The sequence below is a fragment of the Inquilinus limosus DSM 16000 genome (genome assembly GCF_000423185.1).
In the GTDB taxonomy this organism is placed as follows: domain Bacteria; phylum Pseudomonadota; class Alphaproteobacteria; order DSM-16000; family Inquilinaceae; genus Inquilinus; species Inquilinus limosus.
In genome coordinates, this window is record NZ_KE383985.1 from 123,080 (window position 1) to 139,471 (window position 16,392).

The window sequence follows — 16,392 nt, forward strand, 5'->3', positions numbered from 1 at the left end:
ATTCTACTCCGCTTCCAGCAATTCGTGCAGCGCGCTGCCTTGGCGGTTGAGCGATTGGAAATCGCCGCGTTCGACGATCCGGCCGTGGCGCACCACGACGATGTCGGCGAACTCCCGGGCCATGCTGGGCCGATGCACGCCCCAGATCAAGCCGCGGCCGTTGCGCAGCTCGCGGATGGCGCGGTGCACCCGGCCCTGCGCCACGCCGTCGAGGGTCGAGGTCGCCTCGTTCAGCAGCAGCAGGTCGGCGTTCTTCAGGAGCGCCCGGCCGAGCCCGACCTTCTGCCGCTGCACCGCCGAGAGGCGGCTGCCGGCGACGCCGACCGAGAAGTCGAGACCGACCGCGATCACGCTGTCGCGCAGATCGACCTCGTCGACCACGGTCTGGATCAGGGTCTGCACCCGCTCCGCCGCGTCCGGCCGGCCGTAGCGGATCTTGCCGAACAGGATGTTGTCCTGCAGCGACGCGGCCTCGTTGAACCGCTCGGCGTCGAAGAACTCGATATACGGGCGCAGATGCGCCGGCAGCTCGGCGGCGAACACCTTGCGGGCGTCGAGCAGCCGCTGCTGCATGTCGGCCTCGAACACGCCCAGGCGGTGGCGGGACGGCACCAGCTTGAACGGCAGGGACAGGAGGCGGGTGCGGTCGGCCGGCCGCAGCGCCGCCGTCCCCTCCTTCCTCGCCCGCAGCACGATCGGCTGGAACTCGGGCAGGTCCTCCGAGCCGATGAAGCTGAACTGCTCGAAGAACTCGTGGCCGGGCGGCAGGTCGGCGAACAGCTCGACCATGGTCTCGGCCATCTGGGCGCCGACCTGGATGAAGTCCTCCATCAGGCCCGTGCGCTGGAGCACCGACAGCACATAGTCGTTCTCGGCCAGCGCGTCATAGGCGAAGACCGGGCCGACGGGAGTGCCGAACAGCAGGTTCTCGGCCACCGAGGCGGAGGTGTTGAAGCGGTCGGCGTCGTACAGCTCGACCAGATCGCCGAGGTCGGTCTCGGCCAGGGTCTTGCGCACCGACACGCGCGCCGCCAGCACCCGGTCGGCGATCTCCGGCGCCTTGTCCGGGTCGATCGTGCCGTTCAGGCCGATGCGGTAGACGTCCTGCTCCATGTCGATCGCCTGCAGGATCTCCAGCGCCCGGTCCTGCAGCGCCTCCGGCCCGTCCACCCCCGCCGCCTGGTAGTCGATCCAGTCGGCGTTGATGTCGAAATCGGTGTTGCCGGCCGACTTCGCCTCCGACGCCCGCCGGGCCCGGCGGCGCTTAGCCGCGTCGTCGTCGTATTGCGCCTCGCGCAGCGGCCGGTGCGACAGGCCGTAATACAGGTTCTGGCGCAGCGTGCCGGTGAACATGTAGCTGTGCGCGCCGACATAGGCGATGCGGCGGCCGATCACCGCCTCGCTCAGCGTGTCGTAATCGTGGTCGCCGAGCCGGATCTTGCCGCTGGTCGGCGAGATCAGCCGCGCCATCAGCAGCATCAGCTCGTCCTTGCCGACCCCGGCGCCGACCACGGCGAGATGGCCGTCGGTCGGGAAGGTGGCGGTCAGCCCCTCGATCACCGTCATGCCGCTGTCGTCGACCAGCGAGACGGCGGAGAAGCTGAGCTCCTTCGGCAGCGGGCCCTCGATCACCTCATCGCCGGTGATGCGCTCGAGCGGCAGCAGCTCGGGCGGCTGGAACTGCTCCACCACCTGCTCGTACTTGATCCGGATATCGGCCTGGGTCTGGTAGTAGTCGAGCAGGTCCTTCCACGGCGCCGCCAAGTCCTTGTAGGCGGCCAGCACCGCCACCAGCGCGCCGAGCTGGATGTCGCCGCGGATCACCAGGTAGCCGCCGATCGAGTAGAAGAAGAACGGCGTCAGCTGGTTGATGAAGTTGTTCAGGAACTTGATGAAGAACTTGCGGTTGTAGATCTCGAACCGGATGTCGTAGATCGTCCCCAGCCGGTCGGAGAAATCCGCCAGATGCACGGCGGTGGCGTCGTTGGCATGCATGTCGGTGATGCCGGAGACGGATTCGCCGATGCGGTCGGCCAGCTTGCGCACGGTGCGCACCCGCTCCTTGCCCAGCTGGTTCACCCGCTTCTGCAGCTTCGGGATCAGCCAGCCCTGCAGCGGGTACAGCGACACCGCCGCCGCGCCCAGGATCGGGTCCTGCATGAAGATGAAGTAGATGTAGACGATCAGCGTCCCGGCCGACCAGATCGGCTGCACGAAGGCGTCGCCGATGAAGCCGCCCAGCGGTTCGACCTCGGAGGTGATCATCGGGATCATCTCGCCCTGCGAGGTCTTGCGGAAATGCGGCAGCGGGAAGCGCAGGATCCGGCAGTACAGCTCGTAGCGCAGCCGGCGCAGCATGCGCTCGCCCAGCTTGCCCTTGTAGATGTTGATGTAGAGCTTGAACCCGCCGTTGATGAACACCAGCGCCAGGAACAGGAACGACAGCAGCAGCAGGTATTCGATCCGGTCGAACTGGAAACCGAGGATCGTCCTGGGGAAATCCCCCGCCGCCTTATCGTCGATCGCGCCGTTGACGATCTGCTTCGGCAGATCGAGCGAATAATAGACAAAAGGAAACGAAATCAACGTGACGATAAGGATATAGACCTGCTCGCGGCTGCTGTGCCGCAAGATGAACTTGAAGATGTTGGAATCCATCGCGATCCAGGTCCAGCCTCGCCGGGCACGGGCAGGACCATAGCGTGAACTTTCCATGGCGCAAAGCATGTGACGCCGGTCACGGCGGTGCGGATATGCAGGCAAAGGGTCCGGGTGACGGGTCCGAAGCCTTCGTGCTAAAAGCGCGCCGGGCGGCAGGGGCCGTCCGTGTCGGCCCGCCCCCGGGTCTTCAGGCGACAAGGCTGCATGGCGAAGCGCACCGCTCAGGCCCGCATCCTGATCTACAGCCACGACAGCTTCGGCCTCGGCCACCTGCGCCGCTGCCGCACCATCGCACATGCGCTGGTGGCGCGGCACAGCGACCTGTCGGTGATGATCCTGTCCGGATCGCCGATCATCGGCAGCTTCGACTTCCGCAGCCGGGTCGACTTCGTCCGCATCCCGGGCGTGATCAAGCTGCGCAACGGCGACTACACCTCCCTGTCGCTGCACATCGACATCGAGGAGACGCTGGCCATGCGCGCCTCGATCATCGAGCACACGGCGGCGATCTTCGATCCCGACCTGTTCATCGTCGACAAGGAGCCGCTGGGCCTGCGCGGCGAGGTCAAGCAGACGCTGGAGATGCTGCGCGACCGCGGCACCCGCACCGTGCTGGGCCTGCGCGACGTGATGGACGAGCCGTCCCTCCTGGCCCCGGAATGGGAGCGCAAGAACGTCGTCCCGGCGCTGGAGCATCTCTACGACCAGCTCTGGATCTACGGCCTGCCGGAGATCTGCGACCCGCTGGCCGATATCGAGCTGCCGGATTCGGTGCGCGCCCGCATGACCTATACCGGCTATCTGCGCCGGCGGGCGCCGACCAACGTGCCGGCCGACGCGGCGCCGCTGCGCGACCCGTACATCCTGGTCACGCCCGGCGGCGGCGGCGACGGCGAGGACCTGGTCGACTGGGTGCTGCGGGCCTATGAGGCGGACCGCGCCATGCCCTGCGCCGCGCTGATCGTGCTGGGCCCGTTCATGCAGCGCGAGCGCCAGGCCGAGTTCATGGCCCGCGCCGCCAGGCTGGACGACATCGAGGTGATCACCTTCGACGCCCGGATCGAGCACCTGATGGTCCGCGCCGCCGGCGTCGTCGCCATGGGCGGCTACAACACCTTCTGCGAGATCCTGTCCTTCGACAAGCGGGCCCTGCTGGTGCCCCGGGTGCGGCCGCGGCTGGAGCAGCACATCCGCGCCTCCCGCGCTGCAGAGCTGGGCCTCGTCAGCATGCTCGACCAGGACGGGCCGGGCGAGACGGAGGTGATGGTGCGCGCGCTGCGGGCCCTGCCCGACCAGCCGCTGCCCTCGACCCGCTTCCTGCCCGGCATGCTGGACGGGCTCGACGCCGTCGACCGGCTGGCGATGGACGCCATCGACCCGCCCGCCTCGATCCGCGCCACGGCGTGAGCAGGACATGACCGAGGGAGCGCAGAGGGTGCCGGGGTCCGGCCTGACCGCCATCGTGGTCAAGGGCTATCCGCGGCTGTCGGAGACCTTCATCGCGCAGGAGATCCTGGGCCTGCAGCAGCTCGGCCAGCGCCAGCTGATCGTGTCGCTGCGACACCCGACGGACAGCCAGGTGCACGGGCTGAACCGCCGGATCACCGCGCCGGTGCTGTACCTGCCGGAATATCTGTATCAGGAGCAGGCGCGGGTCGAGGCGGCGCGCGACTGGGCCCGGTGCCAGCCCGGCTACGCCGCCGCCTATGCCGCCTTCCGCCGCGACTTCCGGCGCGACCCGACGCCGAACCGCTGGCGCCGCTTCGGCCAGGCCTGCGTGCTGGCGCGCGAGCTGCCGCCCGAGACGAGCTGGATCTACATCCACTATCTGCACACCCCGGCTTCGGTCGGCCGCTATGCCGCGCTGATCCGCGGCCTGCCCTGGAGCGTCTCGGCCCACGCCAAGGACATCTGGACGACGCCGGAGTGGGAGCTGCGCGAGAAGCTGGCCGAGGCGCGCTGGGCCGCCACCTGCACCGCGGTCAACCACGCCTATCTGGCCAGGCTGGCGCCGGAGCCGGGACGGGTGTCGCTGGTGCATCACGGCCTCGACTTCGGCCGCTTCCCCGACCCGATCGCCCGGCCGCGCCGCGACGGCCGCGACCCGGCCGACCCGGTGCGGCTGATCTCGGTCGGCCGCGCGGTCGAGAAGAAGGGCTTCGACCGGCTGCTCGACGCCTTCGCGGCGCTGCCGCCGAACCTGGCCTGGCACTGGACCCATATCGGCGGCGGCGCGCTGCTGCCCGACCTGCGGGCCCAGGCGCTTCGGCTCGGCCTCGCCGACCGGATCGAATGGCGTGGCGCCTTGACCCAGGATGCGGTGCTGGCGGCGCTGCTCGACTCCGACCTGTTCGTGCTGACCGCGCGCATCGCCGCCGACGGCGACCGCGACGGGCTGCCGAATGTGCTGATGGAGGCGCAGGCCACCGGCCTGTGCTGCCTCGCCACCTCCGTCTCGGCGATCCCGGAGCTGATCCTGGACGGCGAGACCGGGGTGCTGGTGCCGCCGGACAACGTGCCGGCCGCCGCCGACGCCCTGGCCGGGCTGATCATGGACCCGGCCCGCCGCGCCAAGCTGGGCGCCGCGGGCGCCGCGCGGGTGCGGCGCGACTTCGGCTTCGCCGTCGGCCTGGCCAAGCTGGCCCGCCGCTTCGGCCTGCCAGCTCCCGGATGAGGATCGCCTTCTACGCGCCGATGAAGCCGCCGGGCCATCCGGTCCCCTCCGGCGACCGGCGCATGGCGCGCCTGCTGATCGAGGCGCTGCGGCGCGGCGGGCACGAGGTCCGCCTCGCCAGCCGGCTGCGCAGCTGGGATCCGGGGCTGGACCCGGCCCGGCCGGCCCGGATCGAGGCGCTGGGCGCCCGTGTCGCCGACCGCCTGATCCGGCGCTGGCGGGCGGCCGGGGCCGACCGGCCCGATCTCTGGTTCACCTACCACCTCTACCACAAGGCGCCGGACTGGCTGGGGCCGCCGGTGGCCGCGGCGCTGGGCATCCCCTATGTCGCCGCCGAGGCGTCGCACGCGCCGCGCCGCGCCGAGGGACCCTGGGCCGCCGGGCACCGCGCCGCCGCCGCGGCGATCCGCCGGGCCGCGGCGCTGGTCACCTTCAGCGACAGGGACGCCACCGGCCTGTCCGCCCTGGTGCCGGCGGAGCGCATCGTCCGCCTGCCGCCCTTCCTCGACGCCGCCCCCTTTGCCGCCGTCATCCGCCGGCCGGCCGACCCGCCGCGGCTGATCGCCGTCGGCATGATGCGGGAGGGCGACAAGGAGCGGTCCTATGCCCTGCTGGCGGCCGCCCTGCGGCGCCTCGCCGATCGGCCGTGGACCCTGACCGTGGTCGGCGACGGCCCGGCCCGGCCCCGGATCGAGCCGCTCTACGATCCTTCCCGGACCTCGTTCCGCGGCGCGCTGCCGCCCGAATCGATGCCGCAGGTGCTGGCGGAGGCCGACCTGTTCGTCTGGCCCGCGGTCAACGAGGCCTTCGGCATGGCGCTGCTGGAGGCCCAGGCCGCCGGCCTGCCGGCGGTTGTCGGGGCGGCCGGGGGCGTCACCGGCGGCATCGCCGGGATCCTGCGGCATGGTGAGACCGGTCTGCTGGCCCCGGTGGGCGACGAGGCCGCCTTCGCCGCCGCGGTCGCCGCCCTGCTGGACGACCCCGCCCAACGCCGCACCATGGGCGAGGCCGCCCGCGCCAACATCCTGGCCCGGCACGACATCGCCGCCGCGGCCGCGATCCTCGACCGTACGCTGCGGCAGGTCGTGGCGGGGCACGATGACCGTTCGCACACCAGATAGAGGGCTGCCCTTGCGGGCAGACGTGCAGGCGCCATATCTTACCATCGTCTTACCTGGGAAGATGCATCATGGTTTCTGGACCGGAGCGGCAGACGACAGTCGTCTCGACCAAGGGTCAGGTCATCCTGCCCAAGGCGATCCGCGACCGGCGACACTGGTCCGCCGGGACGCGGCTGACGGTCGAAGACACGCCCGAAGGCGTCGTCCTGAAGCCGGCGCCGCTTTTTGCCGAAACCAGCATCGGCGAGGTGTTCGGGAGTCTCGCCTATGCCGGGCCGGCACGGTCGCTCGAGGACATGGCTGCCGCGATCGCAGCCGAGGCCAAGCGCCGTGCGCGCGATTGACACCAACGTCCTCGTCCGCTTCCTGGTCGCCGACGACAAGCGCCAGGCCGAACGGGCGCGAATGGCCTTCGCGGCCGGCGACATCACCATCGCCACGACCGTCATGCTGGAGAGCGAATGGGTGCTGCGCAGCGCCTACGGCTTCCCGCCGGACCAGGTCGCCGACGCGCTGCGGAAGCTTGCCGGACTCCCTGGCGTCACGCTCGAGGAACCGGCTCTCATCGCGCAGGCGCTGGACCGCATGGTTGGGGGTATGGATTTCGCCGACGCGCTGCATCTCGGCAAGGCGAGTCACTGCGACGCCTTCCTGACGTTCGACCGCAAGCTGATCAAGACCGCAGCCAAGCAGCCGTCCGTCAACATCCGAGAGCCTTGACCGCGTGACCCGCCTCCTCGTCCTGCGCCACGCGCCGACCGCGTGGAATGCCGAACGCCGGATCCAGGGCCGGGCCGACATCCCGCTGTCCGAGGCCGGGCGCGCGGCGGCCGCCCGATGGCGGCTGCCGGAGTGGGCCGCAGGCTGGCAGGCGCTGGCCAGCCCGCTGTGCCGGGCCCTGGAGACGGCGCGGCTGCTGGGCCTCGACCCGGCGCCGGAGCCGGCGCTGACCGAGCTGCACTGGGGCGAATGGGAAGGGCTGCGCCTGTCCGACAAGACCAGGATCGACCCGGCGGAGCTGGCCCGACGCGAGGCGCTGGGCCTGGATTTCCGCGCCCCGGGCGGCGAGTCCTACCGCGAGCTGCAGGCCCGGCTGGCGCCGCTTCTGGCGCGGCTGGCTGCGGCGAAGCGCGACACCGTGGCCGTCTGTCATCGCGGCGTCATCCTGGCGCTCTATGCCTTGGCCGCCGATTGGACCATGATCGGCGACGCGCCGGACGGGCTGCAGTGGGGCTGCGCACACCTGTTCCGGCTGGACTCGACGGGGGCGCCGGTGATCGAGCGGCTGAACATTCCTGTGGCGGCATGAAGGTCCTGTTTCACGTTCAGCATCTGCTGGGCATCGGCCATGTCCGGCGGGCGGCGGCGATCACCCGAGCCCTGGCCGAGGCCGGCTTCGCCGTGACCGTGGCCCAGGGCGGATTCGCCGTGCCCGGCACCGACTGGGGCGGCGCCGAGGTGGTGCCGCTGCCGCCGGTGCGGTCGGCCGACACCGGCTTTCGCACCCTGCTCGATGCCGAGGACCGGCCGATCGACAGCGGCTGGAAGAAGCGGCGCGCCGCCGAGCTGCTGGCGCTGCTGGCCCGGACCAGGCCCGACATCGTGTTGGTCGAGACCTTTCCCTTCGGCCGCCGCGCCTTCGCCTTCGAGCTGGTGCCGATGCTGGAGATCGCCCGCCGCGCCAGCCCCCGGCCGCTGATCGCCTGCTCGGTCCGCGACATCCTGGTCGACAAGAAGGACCCGGCCAAGGTCGAGGGCATGGCCGACACCGCCCTCGCCCTGTTCGACCTGGTGCTGGTGCATGGCGACCCGGCGGTGATCCCGTTCGAGGCCAGCTTCCCGCCGGCGCCGCGGGTCGCCCGGCTGATCCGCTACACCGGCTATGTCGGCGCGCCGTCGACCCGAGAGGCGCCGCCGGGCGACGGCGTCGACGAGGTGATCGTCTCGGTCGGCGGCGGCGCGGTCGGCGCCGACCTGCTGCGCACCGCCCTCGCCGCCCGCGCGCTGTCCGGCCAAAGCGGGGCGCGCTGGCGCCTGCTGGCCGGGCCCGACCTGCCCGCCGGCACCGTCGCCGAACTGACCGCGGCGGCGCCGGAGGGCGTGCCCGGGGACGTCATCGTGGAACCAGCGCGGCCGGACTTCCCGAGCCTGCTGTCGCGCTGCCGCCTGTCGATCAGCCAGGCCGGCTACAACACGGTGATGGATGTGGTGCGGGCCGGCTGCCGCGCCGTCTTCGTGCCCTTCGCCGCCGCCGGGGAGACCGAGCAGACCCGGCGGGCGGAGCTTCTGGCCGCCCGCGGCCACTGCCTCGTGGTGCCGGAGGCGGGGCTGACGCCGCAGCGCCTGGCCTGCGCGGTGGACGACGCCATGGCCGCGCCCCCGCCGCCGCGCGCGGCGCTGGCCCTGGACGGTGCCCGGACCGCCGCGGTCCTCCTGCGCGACGCCGCTTCGAGCCGGAGCGCCGCGTGAGAAGACTGGAGGAGTCCGGATTCGAGGATGCGGGGCTTGCCGCCCGGACGCGGCCTGCGGCTATAGTGCCGCTTTCGTCCGGACCTTCCCGATCCATGCCCGTGCCGACCAAGCCCCCTGCCCTGCCGCCCGAACCCTGGACCGAGCTGCGGGCCGAGCTGGACCGGTGGGCCGCGCTGGGCCGCCGTGCGAGCTTCTGGTGGCGCGACGACGACGCGGTCGCGCCGAGCCCGGCGCTGGACCGGCTGCTGGCCCTGGCCGCCCGCCACGGACGCTGGGTCGCGCTGGCGGTCATCCCGGACGGGACCGGGCCGGCACTGGCGGAGCGCCTGGCCGGCACCCCGACGGTGGCGATCCAGCACGGCTGGGCGCATCGGTCGCACGCGCCGGCCGGCGAGAAGACGGCGGAGCTCGGCGACCACCGGCCGGCCGAGGCCGTTCTGGCCGAGCTGAGCGCCGGCCGTGACAAGCTGCAGGCCCTGTTCGGCGACCGCTTCCGCCCGGTGCTGGCGCCGCCCTGGAACCGCATCGGCCCGCAGCTGCGCGCCCGGCTGGGCGAGGCCGGCCTCCTCGTGCTGTCCGGCTTCGGCGCGCGGGATGCGGCGCCGGGCCCGGCGCAGGTCAACACCCATGCCGATCCGGTCGACTGGCGCGGCGGCCGCGGCTTCGCCGGCATCGACCGGACACTGGCGCCGATCCTGCGTCACCTCGCCGACCGCCGCGTCGGCGCCGCCGATCCGGAGGAGCCGACCGGGATCCTGACGCATCACCTGGTGCATGACGACGAGGGATGGATCTTCCTGGACGGCCTGTTCTCCCTGTTGAGCCGGCACCCGGCGGCCGCCTGGCCGGATGCCGACAGCCTGTTCGGAGCCCGGCGATGACCGCCCACCGCTATGCCATGGCCGAGCTGGGGGGCGACTACGCGCGCGGCGCGGCGGGGCTGGCCCTGACCGCGCTGCCGCTGATCCTGCTGCCGATGCACTGGATCGTCGCCCTGGCCTTCGCCGTCGCGGCGCTGGTGTTCCTGGCCTTCCTCCTGCGAACCTGGCTGCGGCATCGGAGCGTGATCGAGGCCGACGACCAGGGCATCGTCGCGCACGGCCCGTTCGGCGTCCGCATCGCCTGGCGCGACCTGTCGCACTTCCGGCTGCGCTACTTCTCGGTCCGGCGCGACCGCCAGCGCGGCTGGATGCAGCTCGACCTCGGTGGCGGCGGCGGCCGTCGGCTGAAGATCGAATCGACCATCAGCGGCTTCGAGGAGATCGCGTCGCGCGCGCATGACGCGGCGGTCGCCAAGGGCCTGCCGATCGACGATTCGAGCCAGGCCAACCTGATGTCGCTCGGCCTGATCGCGCCCAAGGGCGGGCTGGCCGAGCGCTGGGGCGTCCGCCCCGCCGGCGACGGGTCCGAGGAATGACGGGCGCGGGGGCGAGAGACCGGACGACAGCGGACGGGGGCCGGCCGCGGTGACCGACATCCTGCGCCTGCACGATCTGCGCATCGGCTTCACCGTCCCCGGCGGCACGCTCGAGGCCGTGCGCGGCGTGTCGCTGCGGGTGCCGGCCGGCAAGACCGTCGCCGTGGTCGGCGAGAGCGGCTCCGGCAAGTCGGTGCTGGCGCAGGCGGTGATGGGCATCCTGCCCAGCAACGGCCGCGTCACCGGCGGCAAGATCCTGTTCAGCGACCCGGACCGGCCGGGGACCGTCGTCGACCTGGCGAAGCTGCCGGTGGAGGGCGCGGAATACCGCGACATCCGCGGCGGCCGGATCTCGATGATCTTCCAGGAGCCGATGACCTCGCTGTCGCCGCTGCACACGGTCGGCAACCAGATCGTCGAGGCGGTGCGGCTGCACCGGCCGGTCGGCCCGGCCGAGGCGCGCGACCTGGCCCGCGAGATGCTGCGCCTGGTCGGCTTCCCCAACCCCGCCCGGGCGCTGCGCACCTATCCGTTCGAGCTGTCCGGCGGTCTGCGCCAGCGCGCCATGATCGCCATGGCGCTGGTCTGCCACCCCGCCCTGCTGATCGCCGACGAGCCGACCACCGCGCTCGACGTCACCATCCAGGCCCAGATCCTGAAGCTGATGCTGGACCTGCAGGCCGAGCTGGGGATGGCGATCATGATCATCACCCACGACCTCGGCATCGTCGCCAATATCGCCGACGAGGTGGTGGTGATGTATCGCGGCGAGGTGATGGAATCCGGGCCGATCGGCCCGATCTTCACCGACCCCGGCCACCCCTATCTGAAGGCGCTGCTGCGGGCGGTGCCGCGCTTCGACATGGGGACGGAGCGGCTGGTGCCGATCCGCGAGATCCGCCAGGGCGACGGCCACATGCTGGCCGCGCGCAAGCGGGCCTGGACCGAGGCGGCCGAGGCGGCGGGCCCGCTGCTGACGGTCGAGGGCGTCGCCAAGACCTTCACCATCCGCAACAGCGGCCTGCTCGGCGGCGGGCACGAGGAGCAGATCAAGGCGGTCGACGACGTCTCCTTCACCATCCGGCGGGGCGAGTGCCTGGGCCTGGTCGGCGAGAGCGGCTGCGGCAAGACCACCCTGTCGAAGATCCTGATGCGGGCGCTGACGCCGGATGCCGGCAGCATCCGCTTCAACGACCACGGCAAGCCGGTCGACGTGCTGGCGCTGGAGGGCGAGGACCTCAAATCCTTCCGCCCGCGCATGCAGTTCATCTTCCAGGACCCGTTCAGCTCGCTGAACCCGCGGATGACGGTGTTCGACATCCTGACCGAGCCCTTGACCATCCACGGCATCGGCACGCCGGCCGAGCGCAAGGCGATCGCCAAGGAGCTGATGGGGCTGGTCGGGCTCGACATCCGCCATCTGCAGCGCTATCCGCACAGCTTCTCCGGCGGCCAGCGCCAGCGCATCGGCATCGCCCGGGCGCTGGCGCTGCGCCCCGACCTGGTGATCTGCGACGAGCCGGTCTCGGCGCTCGACGTCTCGATCCAGGCGCAGATCCTGAACCTGCTGAAGGACCTCAAGGACCGGCTGGGCCTGACCTATCTGTTCATCAGCCACAATCTGGCGGTGGTCGACTACATCGCCGACCGGATCATGGTGATGTGCCGCGGCCGGGTGGTGGAGCTGGCGCCGCGCGCCCTGCTCTTCGCCCGGCCGGTGCATCCCTACACCAAGGCGCTGCTGGCGGCGGTGCCGGCCCCGGACCCGGCGCGGCGGCTGGATTTCGCGGCGCTGATGGGCGGCCGCGCCTCCGATCCCGGGGCCTGGCCGGCGCCCTTCACCCTGCGGCCCGACGTGCCGGGCCGGCTGGTCGAGATCGACAAGGGCCATTTCGTCCGCGCCACGGACGAGCCGGCGCTGGAGCTGGCGTCGTGATCCGGCGGCTCCGCCTGCTCGCGATCCTGCTGGGCCTCGCGCAGGCCCTGCCCGCGGCCGCCGGCCCGGCGCTGGTCGAGACGCCGATGTATGAGCAGGACGTGGCGGCCGGCAAGCTGCCGCCGGTAACCCAGCGGGTGCCCGAGGCCCCGGCCGTGGTCGACATGGCGGCGGAGGGCAAGCAGCCGGGCCGCCAGGGCGGCGAGATCGCCTGGATGGTCGGCCGGGCCCGCGACATCCGGATCATGAACACCTACGGCTATGCCCGGCTGGTCGGCTACGGCCCCGACTTCCAGCTGCATCCGGACATCCTGCAGTCGGTCGATGTCGAGGGCGAGCGCGTCTTCACCCTGCGTCTGCGGCCCGGCCACAAATGGTCCGACGGCCAGCCCTTCACCAGCGAGGATTTCCGCTTCGCCTGGGAGGACATGGAGCTCGACAAGGAATTGTCGCCCTACGGCCCGGACACGCGCCTGCTGGTCGACGGCGAGCTGCCGAAGGTCGAGTTCCCGGACCCGCTGACCGTGCGCTACTCCTGGCCCAAGCCGAACCCGGAGTTCCTGCCCGGCCTGGCCGGCCCGGCGCCGCTCTACATCTTCGCGCCGGCGCATTACCTGAAGCAGTTCCACAAGAAATACGCCGATCCCAAGGCCCTGGACGCGCTGGTCAAGCAGGCGGGGATGCGGAACTGGGTGGCGCTGTTCAACCTGCGCGGCAAGCTGATCGACGCGGCCAATCCGGAGCTGCCGCAGCTCGAGCCCTGGATCAACACCACCAAGAGCCCGGCGGAACGCTTCGTCTTCGTCCGCAACCCCTATTACCACCGGATCGACAGCCAGGGCCGGCAGCTGCCCTATCTCGACCGCGTCGTCGTCAACGTGGTCGAGGGATCGCTGATCCCGGCCAAGGCCGGGGCCGGCGATGCCGACCTGCAGCAGCGCGGCCTGCGCTTCGACAACATCAGCTTCCTCAAGGCCGGCCAGAAGGCGGGGCATTACGAGGTGCGGCTGTGGCCGACCGCCCTCGGCTCCGAGGTCGCGCTGTATCCGAACTTCAATTGCAACGACAAGGACTGGCGGGCGCTGAACCGGGACGTCCGCTTCCGCCGCGCCCTGTCGCTCGCGATCAACCGGGACGAGATCAACCAGGTGGTGTTCTTCGGCCTGGCCCGGCCGAGCCAGAACACGGTGCTGCCGGAATCGCCCTATTACGACCCGGCCCTGGCGGCGGAATGGACCCAGTTCGACCTCGCCAAGGCCAATGCGCTTCTCGACGAGGCCGGCCTGGGCAAGCGCGACGGCGACGGCATCCGGCTGATGCCGAACGGCCGGCGCCTCGAGATCGTGGTCGAGAGCACCGGCGAGCGCAGCATCGAGGCCGACATCCTGCAGCTGATCCGGGACAGCTGGGCCAAGATCGGCGTGGCGCTCTACACCACCCAGTCGCAGCGCGACGTGTTCCTGCAGCGGATCTTCTCCGGCGACACGGTGATGTCGGTCTGGACCGGCATGGAGAACGCCCTGATCACGCCGAGCACCGTGCCGTCGGGGCTGGCGCCGGTCGACCAGAACTGGCTGCAATATCCGAAATGGGGCCAGTACCTGCAGACCAGGGGCGCCGCCGGGGAGAAGCCGGACGAGCCCTTCGCCGAGACGCTGATGGCGCTCTACGACGAATGGCACACCACCGCCGACAAGGCCCGCCGCGACGCCATCGTCCGCGAGATGGTGAAGATCCAGGCCGACGAGGTGACCTCGATCGGCACCGTCCAGGCCGTGCTGGCCCCGATCGTAGTCAAGGACCGGCTGCACAACGTGCCGGAGAAGGGAATCCTGTCCTGGGATCCCGGGGCGCATTTCGGCGTCTATCGTCCCGACACCTTCTGGGTGGACCCATGACGGCGGCGACGGCCATGGCCCGGGGGGCGGAAACGCCATGCTGAGCTACATCGCCCGGCGCATCCTGGTGATGATCCCGACCCTGCTCGCGATCAGCTTCATCAGCTTCGCCATCATCCAGCTGCCGCCCGGCGACTACCTGACCACCATGGTCAACGAGCTGCGCAGCCGCGGCGAATCGCTGGACCCCAACCAGCTGCAGTTCCTGCGCCAGAACTACGGGCTCGACCAGCCCTTCCTGCTGCAATACCTGTCCTGGCTGGCCAACTGCCTGCGCGGCGATTTCGGCTGGTCCTTCGAATATTCGATGCCGGTGACGGCCGTGGTCGGCGACCGCATGATCCTGACCATCATCCTGACCCTGGCCACGACGCTGTTCATCTGGGTGGTGTCGTTCCCGATCGGCATCTATTCCGCCACCCACCAGTACAGCGTCGGCGATTACGGGCTGACCTTCCTCGGCTTCCTCGGCCTGGCCACGCCGAACTTCCTCCTGGCGCTGGTGCTGCTGTACCTCGCCAACCAGTGGTTCGGCATCTCGATCGGCGGTCTGATGGACCCGAAATATCTCGACCAGCCGATGAGCTGGGCCAAGTTCGCCTCGGTGCTGGGCCATCTGTGGGTGCCGGTGATCGTGATCGGCACCGCCGGCACCGCGGCGATGATCCGGCGGCTGCGCGCCAACCTGCTGGACGAGCTGCAGAAGCAGTACTACGTCACCGCCCTGGCCAAGGGCATGAAGCGGCAGCGGGCGCTCCTCAAATACCCGCTGCGCATGGCGCTGAACCCGTTCATCGCCGACATCGGCAACATCCTGCCGCATCTGATCTCCGGCGCCACCATCGTCTCGGTGGTGCTGAACCTGCCGACCGCGGGGCCGCTGCTGCTGTCGGCGCTGCAGAGCCAGGACATGTACCTCGCCGGCTCCTTCGTGCTGTGGCTGGCGGTGCTGACGGTGATCGGCACCCTGATCTCGGACCTGGCGCTGGCGGCGCTCGACCCCCGCATCCGCCTGACCGGAGGCGCGGTGAAATGAGCGATGCCGCCCTGCCCCCGCGCGAACCCGACCATTACGTCAACACCGCGCCCTGGGACCCGTATCAGGAGACCCCGCTGACGCCGCAGCAGGAGCGCTGGTTCCTGGCTTCGCAGTGGCGGATCATGTGGTGGAAGCTGAAGCGCCACCGCCTGGCCGCGATCTCCGGCGTCGTGCTGCTGCTGGCCTATCTCTCGATCCTGGTCAGCGAATTCCTGGCGCCCTATGGCCTCGACAGCCGCCACACCGGCCACATCTATGCTCCGCCGCAGCAGGTCCGGTTCTTCCACGAGGGCAGCTTCGTCGGGCCCTTCGTCTACGGCTACCAGTATTCCCTCGACATGGAATCGATGCGGCGGGTCTACACCGAGGACCGGTCGCAGCCGCAGAGGCTGCGCTTCTTCTGCCGCGGCGACGGCTACCGGTTCTGGGGCCTGTTCGAGGCCGACCTGCACCTCGTCTGCCCGCCCGAGCGCGGCACCTTCTTCCTGCTCGGCACCGACCGGCTGGGCCGCGACATGCTGAGCCGCATCGTCTACGGCGCCCGGATCTCGCTGACCGTCGGCCTGCTCGGCATCACCGTCAGCTTCGTGCTCGGCATCGTCATCGGCGGCCTCGCCGGCTATTACGGCGGCTGGGTCGACAACATCGTCAACCGGCTGATCGAGGTGATCCAGAGCTTCCCGCAGCTGCCGCTGTGGATGGCGCTGTCGGCGGCCCTGCCGGTGACCTGGAGCCCGATCCTGGTGTTCATGGGCATCACCATCATCCTCGGCCTGGTGGAATGGACCGGCCTCGCCCGGTCGGTGCGGTCGAAGCTGCTGGCCCTGCGCGAGGAGGATTTCTGCGTCGCGGCCCAGCTCATGGGCGCGCGGCCGCCGCGGATCATCTTCCGCCACCTGTTGCCCAGCTTCATGAGCCACCTGATCGCCTCGGCCACCCTGACCATCCCCGGCATGATCCTGGGCGAGACGGCGCTGAGCTTCCTCAACCTCGGCCTTCGGCCGCCGGTCACCAGCTGGGGCGTGCTCCTGAACGAGGCGCAGAACATCAACGTCGTCGCGCTCTACCCCTGGCTGCTGCTGCCGGTGGTGCCGGTGATCGTGGTGGTGCTGGCCTTCCAGTTCTTCGGCGACGGCCTGCGCGACGCCGCAGATCCGTACCGGTAGGGCCGCCG

The 16,392-nt window shown here is 70.8% G+C and carries 14 protein-coding genes; 13 read left to right on the plus strand and 1 reads right to left on the minus strand.

All coding sequences use genetic code 11. The annotated features are described in order from the left end of the window. Positions 1 to 3 precede the first annotated feature (3 nt). On the minus strand, positions 4 to 2,658 hold the full coding sequence (locus tag G537_RS0130235) for an ABC transporter transmembrane domain-containing protein (RefSeq protein WP_026873226.1): 2,655 nt from the start codon (positions 2,656 to 2,658) through the stop codon (positions 4 to 6). Positions 2,659 to 2,865: 207 nt separating this feature from the next. Here G537_RS0130235 and G537_RS0130240 point away from each other — a divergent pair, with 207 nt between their 5' ends. From G537_RS0130240 to G537_RS0130300, 13 genes are all read left to right on the plus strand, one after another. Then, entirely contained in the window at positions 2,866 to 4,068 is a 1,203-nt protein-coding gene (locus G537_RS0130240) for a glycosyltransferase family protein (RefSeq protein ID WP_026873227.1), read from the plus strand. Positions 4,069 to 4,075: 7 nt separating this feature from the next. Continuing rightward, positions 4,076 to 5,335 carry a glycosyltransferase family 4 protein gene (locus G537_RS40820; RefSeq protein ID WP_051249325.1) on the plus strand — a complete coding sequence of 420 codons (1,260 nt, stop codon included), beginning with the start codon at positions 4,076 to 4,078 and terminating at the stop codon, positions 5,333 to 5,335. Continuing rightward, positions 5,332 to 6,456 (plus strand): glycosyltransferase family 4 protein, encoded by a 1,125-nt coding sequence (locus G537_RS0130250; RefSeq protein WP_026873228.1) that lies wholly within the window; start codon positions 5,332 to 5,334, stop codon positions 6,454 to 6,456. The genes G537_RS40820 and G537_RS0130250 overlap by 4 nt, the downstream gene beginning before the upstream one ends. Before the next feature lie 68 nt (positions 6,457 to 6,524). Continuing rightward, positions 6,525 to 6,800, plus strand: a complete 276-nt coding sequence (locus G537_RS0130255; RefSeq protein ID WP_026873229.1) for an AbrB/MazE/SpoVT family DNA-binding domain-containing protein — start codon at positions 6,525 to 6,527, stop codon at positions 6,798 to 6,800. After that, positions 6,787 to 7,176 (plus strand): type II toxin-antitoxin system VapC family toxin, encoded by a 390-nt coding sequence (locus tag G537_RS0130260; RefSeq protein WP_026873230.1) that lies wholly within the window; start codon positions 6,787 to 6,789, stop codon positions 7,174 to 7,176. The genes G537_RS0130255 and G537_RS0130260 overlap by 14 nt, the downstream gene beginning before the upstream one ends. Before the next feature lie 4 nt (positions 7,177 to 7,180). Beyond that, positions 7,181 to 7,765, plus strand: a complete 585-nt coding sequence (locus G537_RS0130265) for a histidine phosphatase family protein (protein WP_026873231.1) — start codon at positions 7,181 to 7,183, stop codon at positions 7,763 to 7,765. Then, positions 7,762 to 8,925 (plus strand): glycosyltransferase family protein, encoded by a 1,164-nt coding sequence (locus G537_RS0130270; protein ID WP_026873232.1) that lies wholly within the window; start codon positions 7,762 to 7,764, stop codon positions 8,923 to 8,925. Before G537_RS0130265 ends, G537_RS0130270 begins: the two co-directional genes overlap by 4 nt. A 95-nt stretch (positions 8,926 to 9,020) precedes the next feature. Next, positions 9,021 to 9,809 (plus strand): polysaccharide deacetylase family protein, encoded by a 789-nt coding sequence (locus tag G537_RS0130275; RefSeq protein ID WP_051249326.1) that lies wholly within the window; start codon positions 9,021 to 9,023, stop codon positions 9,807 to 9,809. Next, entirely contained in the window at positions 9,806 to 10,345 is a 540-nt protein-coding gene (locus G537_RS40825) for a hypothetical protein (protein ID WP_051249327.1), read from the plus strand. The genes G537_RS0130275 and G537_RS40825 overlap by 4 nt, the downstream gene beginning before the upstream one ends. Positions 10,346 to 10,394: 49 nt before the next feature. Further along, positions 10,395 to 12,281 (plus strand): ABC transporter ATP-binding protein, encoded by a 1,887-nt coding sequence (locus G537_RS0130285; protein WP_026873234.1) that lies wholly within the window; start codon positions 10,395 to 10,397, stop codon positions 12,279 to 12,281. Beyond that, on the plus strand, positions 12,278 to 14,179 hold the full coding sequence (locus G537_RS0130290) for an ABC transporter substrate-binding protein (RefSeq protein ID WP_026873235.1): 1,902 nt from the start codon (positions 12,278 to 12,280) through the stop codon (positions 14,177 to 14,179). The genes G537_RS0130285 and G537_RS0130290 overlap by 4 nt, the downstream gene beginning before the upstream one ends. A 37-nt stretch (positions 14,180 to 14,216) precedes the next feature. Beyond that, positions 14,217 to 15,215, plus strand: coding sequence for an ABC transporter permease (locus G537_RS0130295; protein ID WP_026873236.1), 999 nt, complete (start codon positions 14,217 to 14,219; stop codon positions 15,213 to 15,215). After that, positions 15,212 to 16,384, plus strand: a complete 1,173-nt coding sequence (locus G537_RS0130300; protein ID WP_026873237.1) for an ABC transporter permease — start codon at positions 15,212 to 15,214, stop codon at positions 16,382 to 16,384. Before G537_RS0130295 ends, G537_RS0130300 begins: the two co-directional genes overlap by 4 nt. Positions 16,385 to 16,392 lie beyond the last annotated feature (8 nt).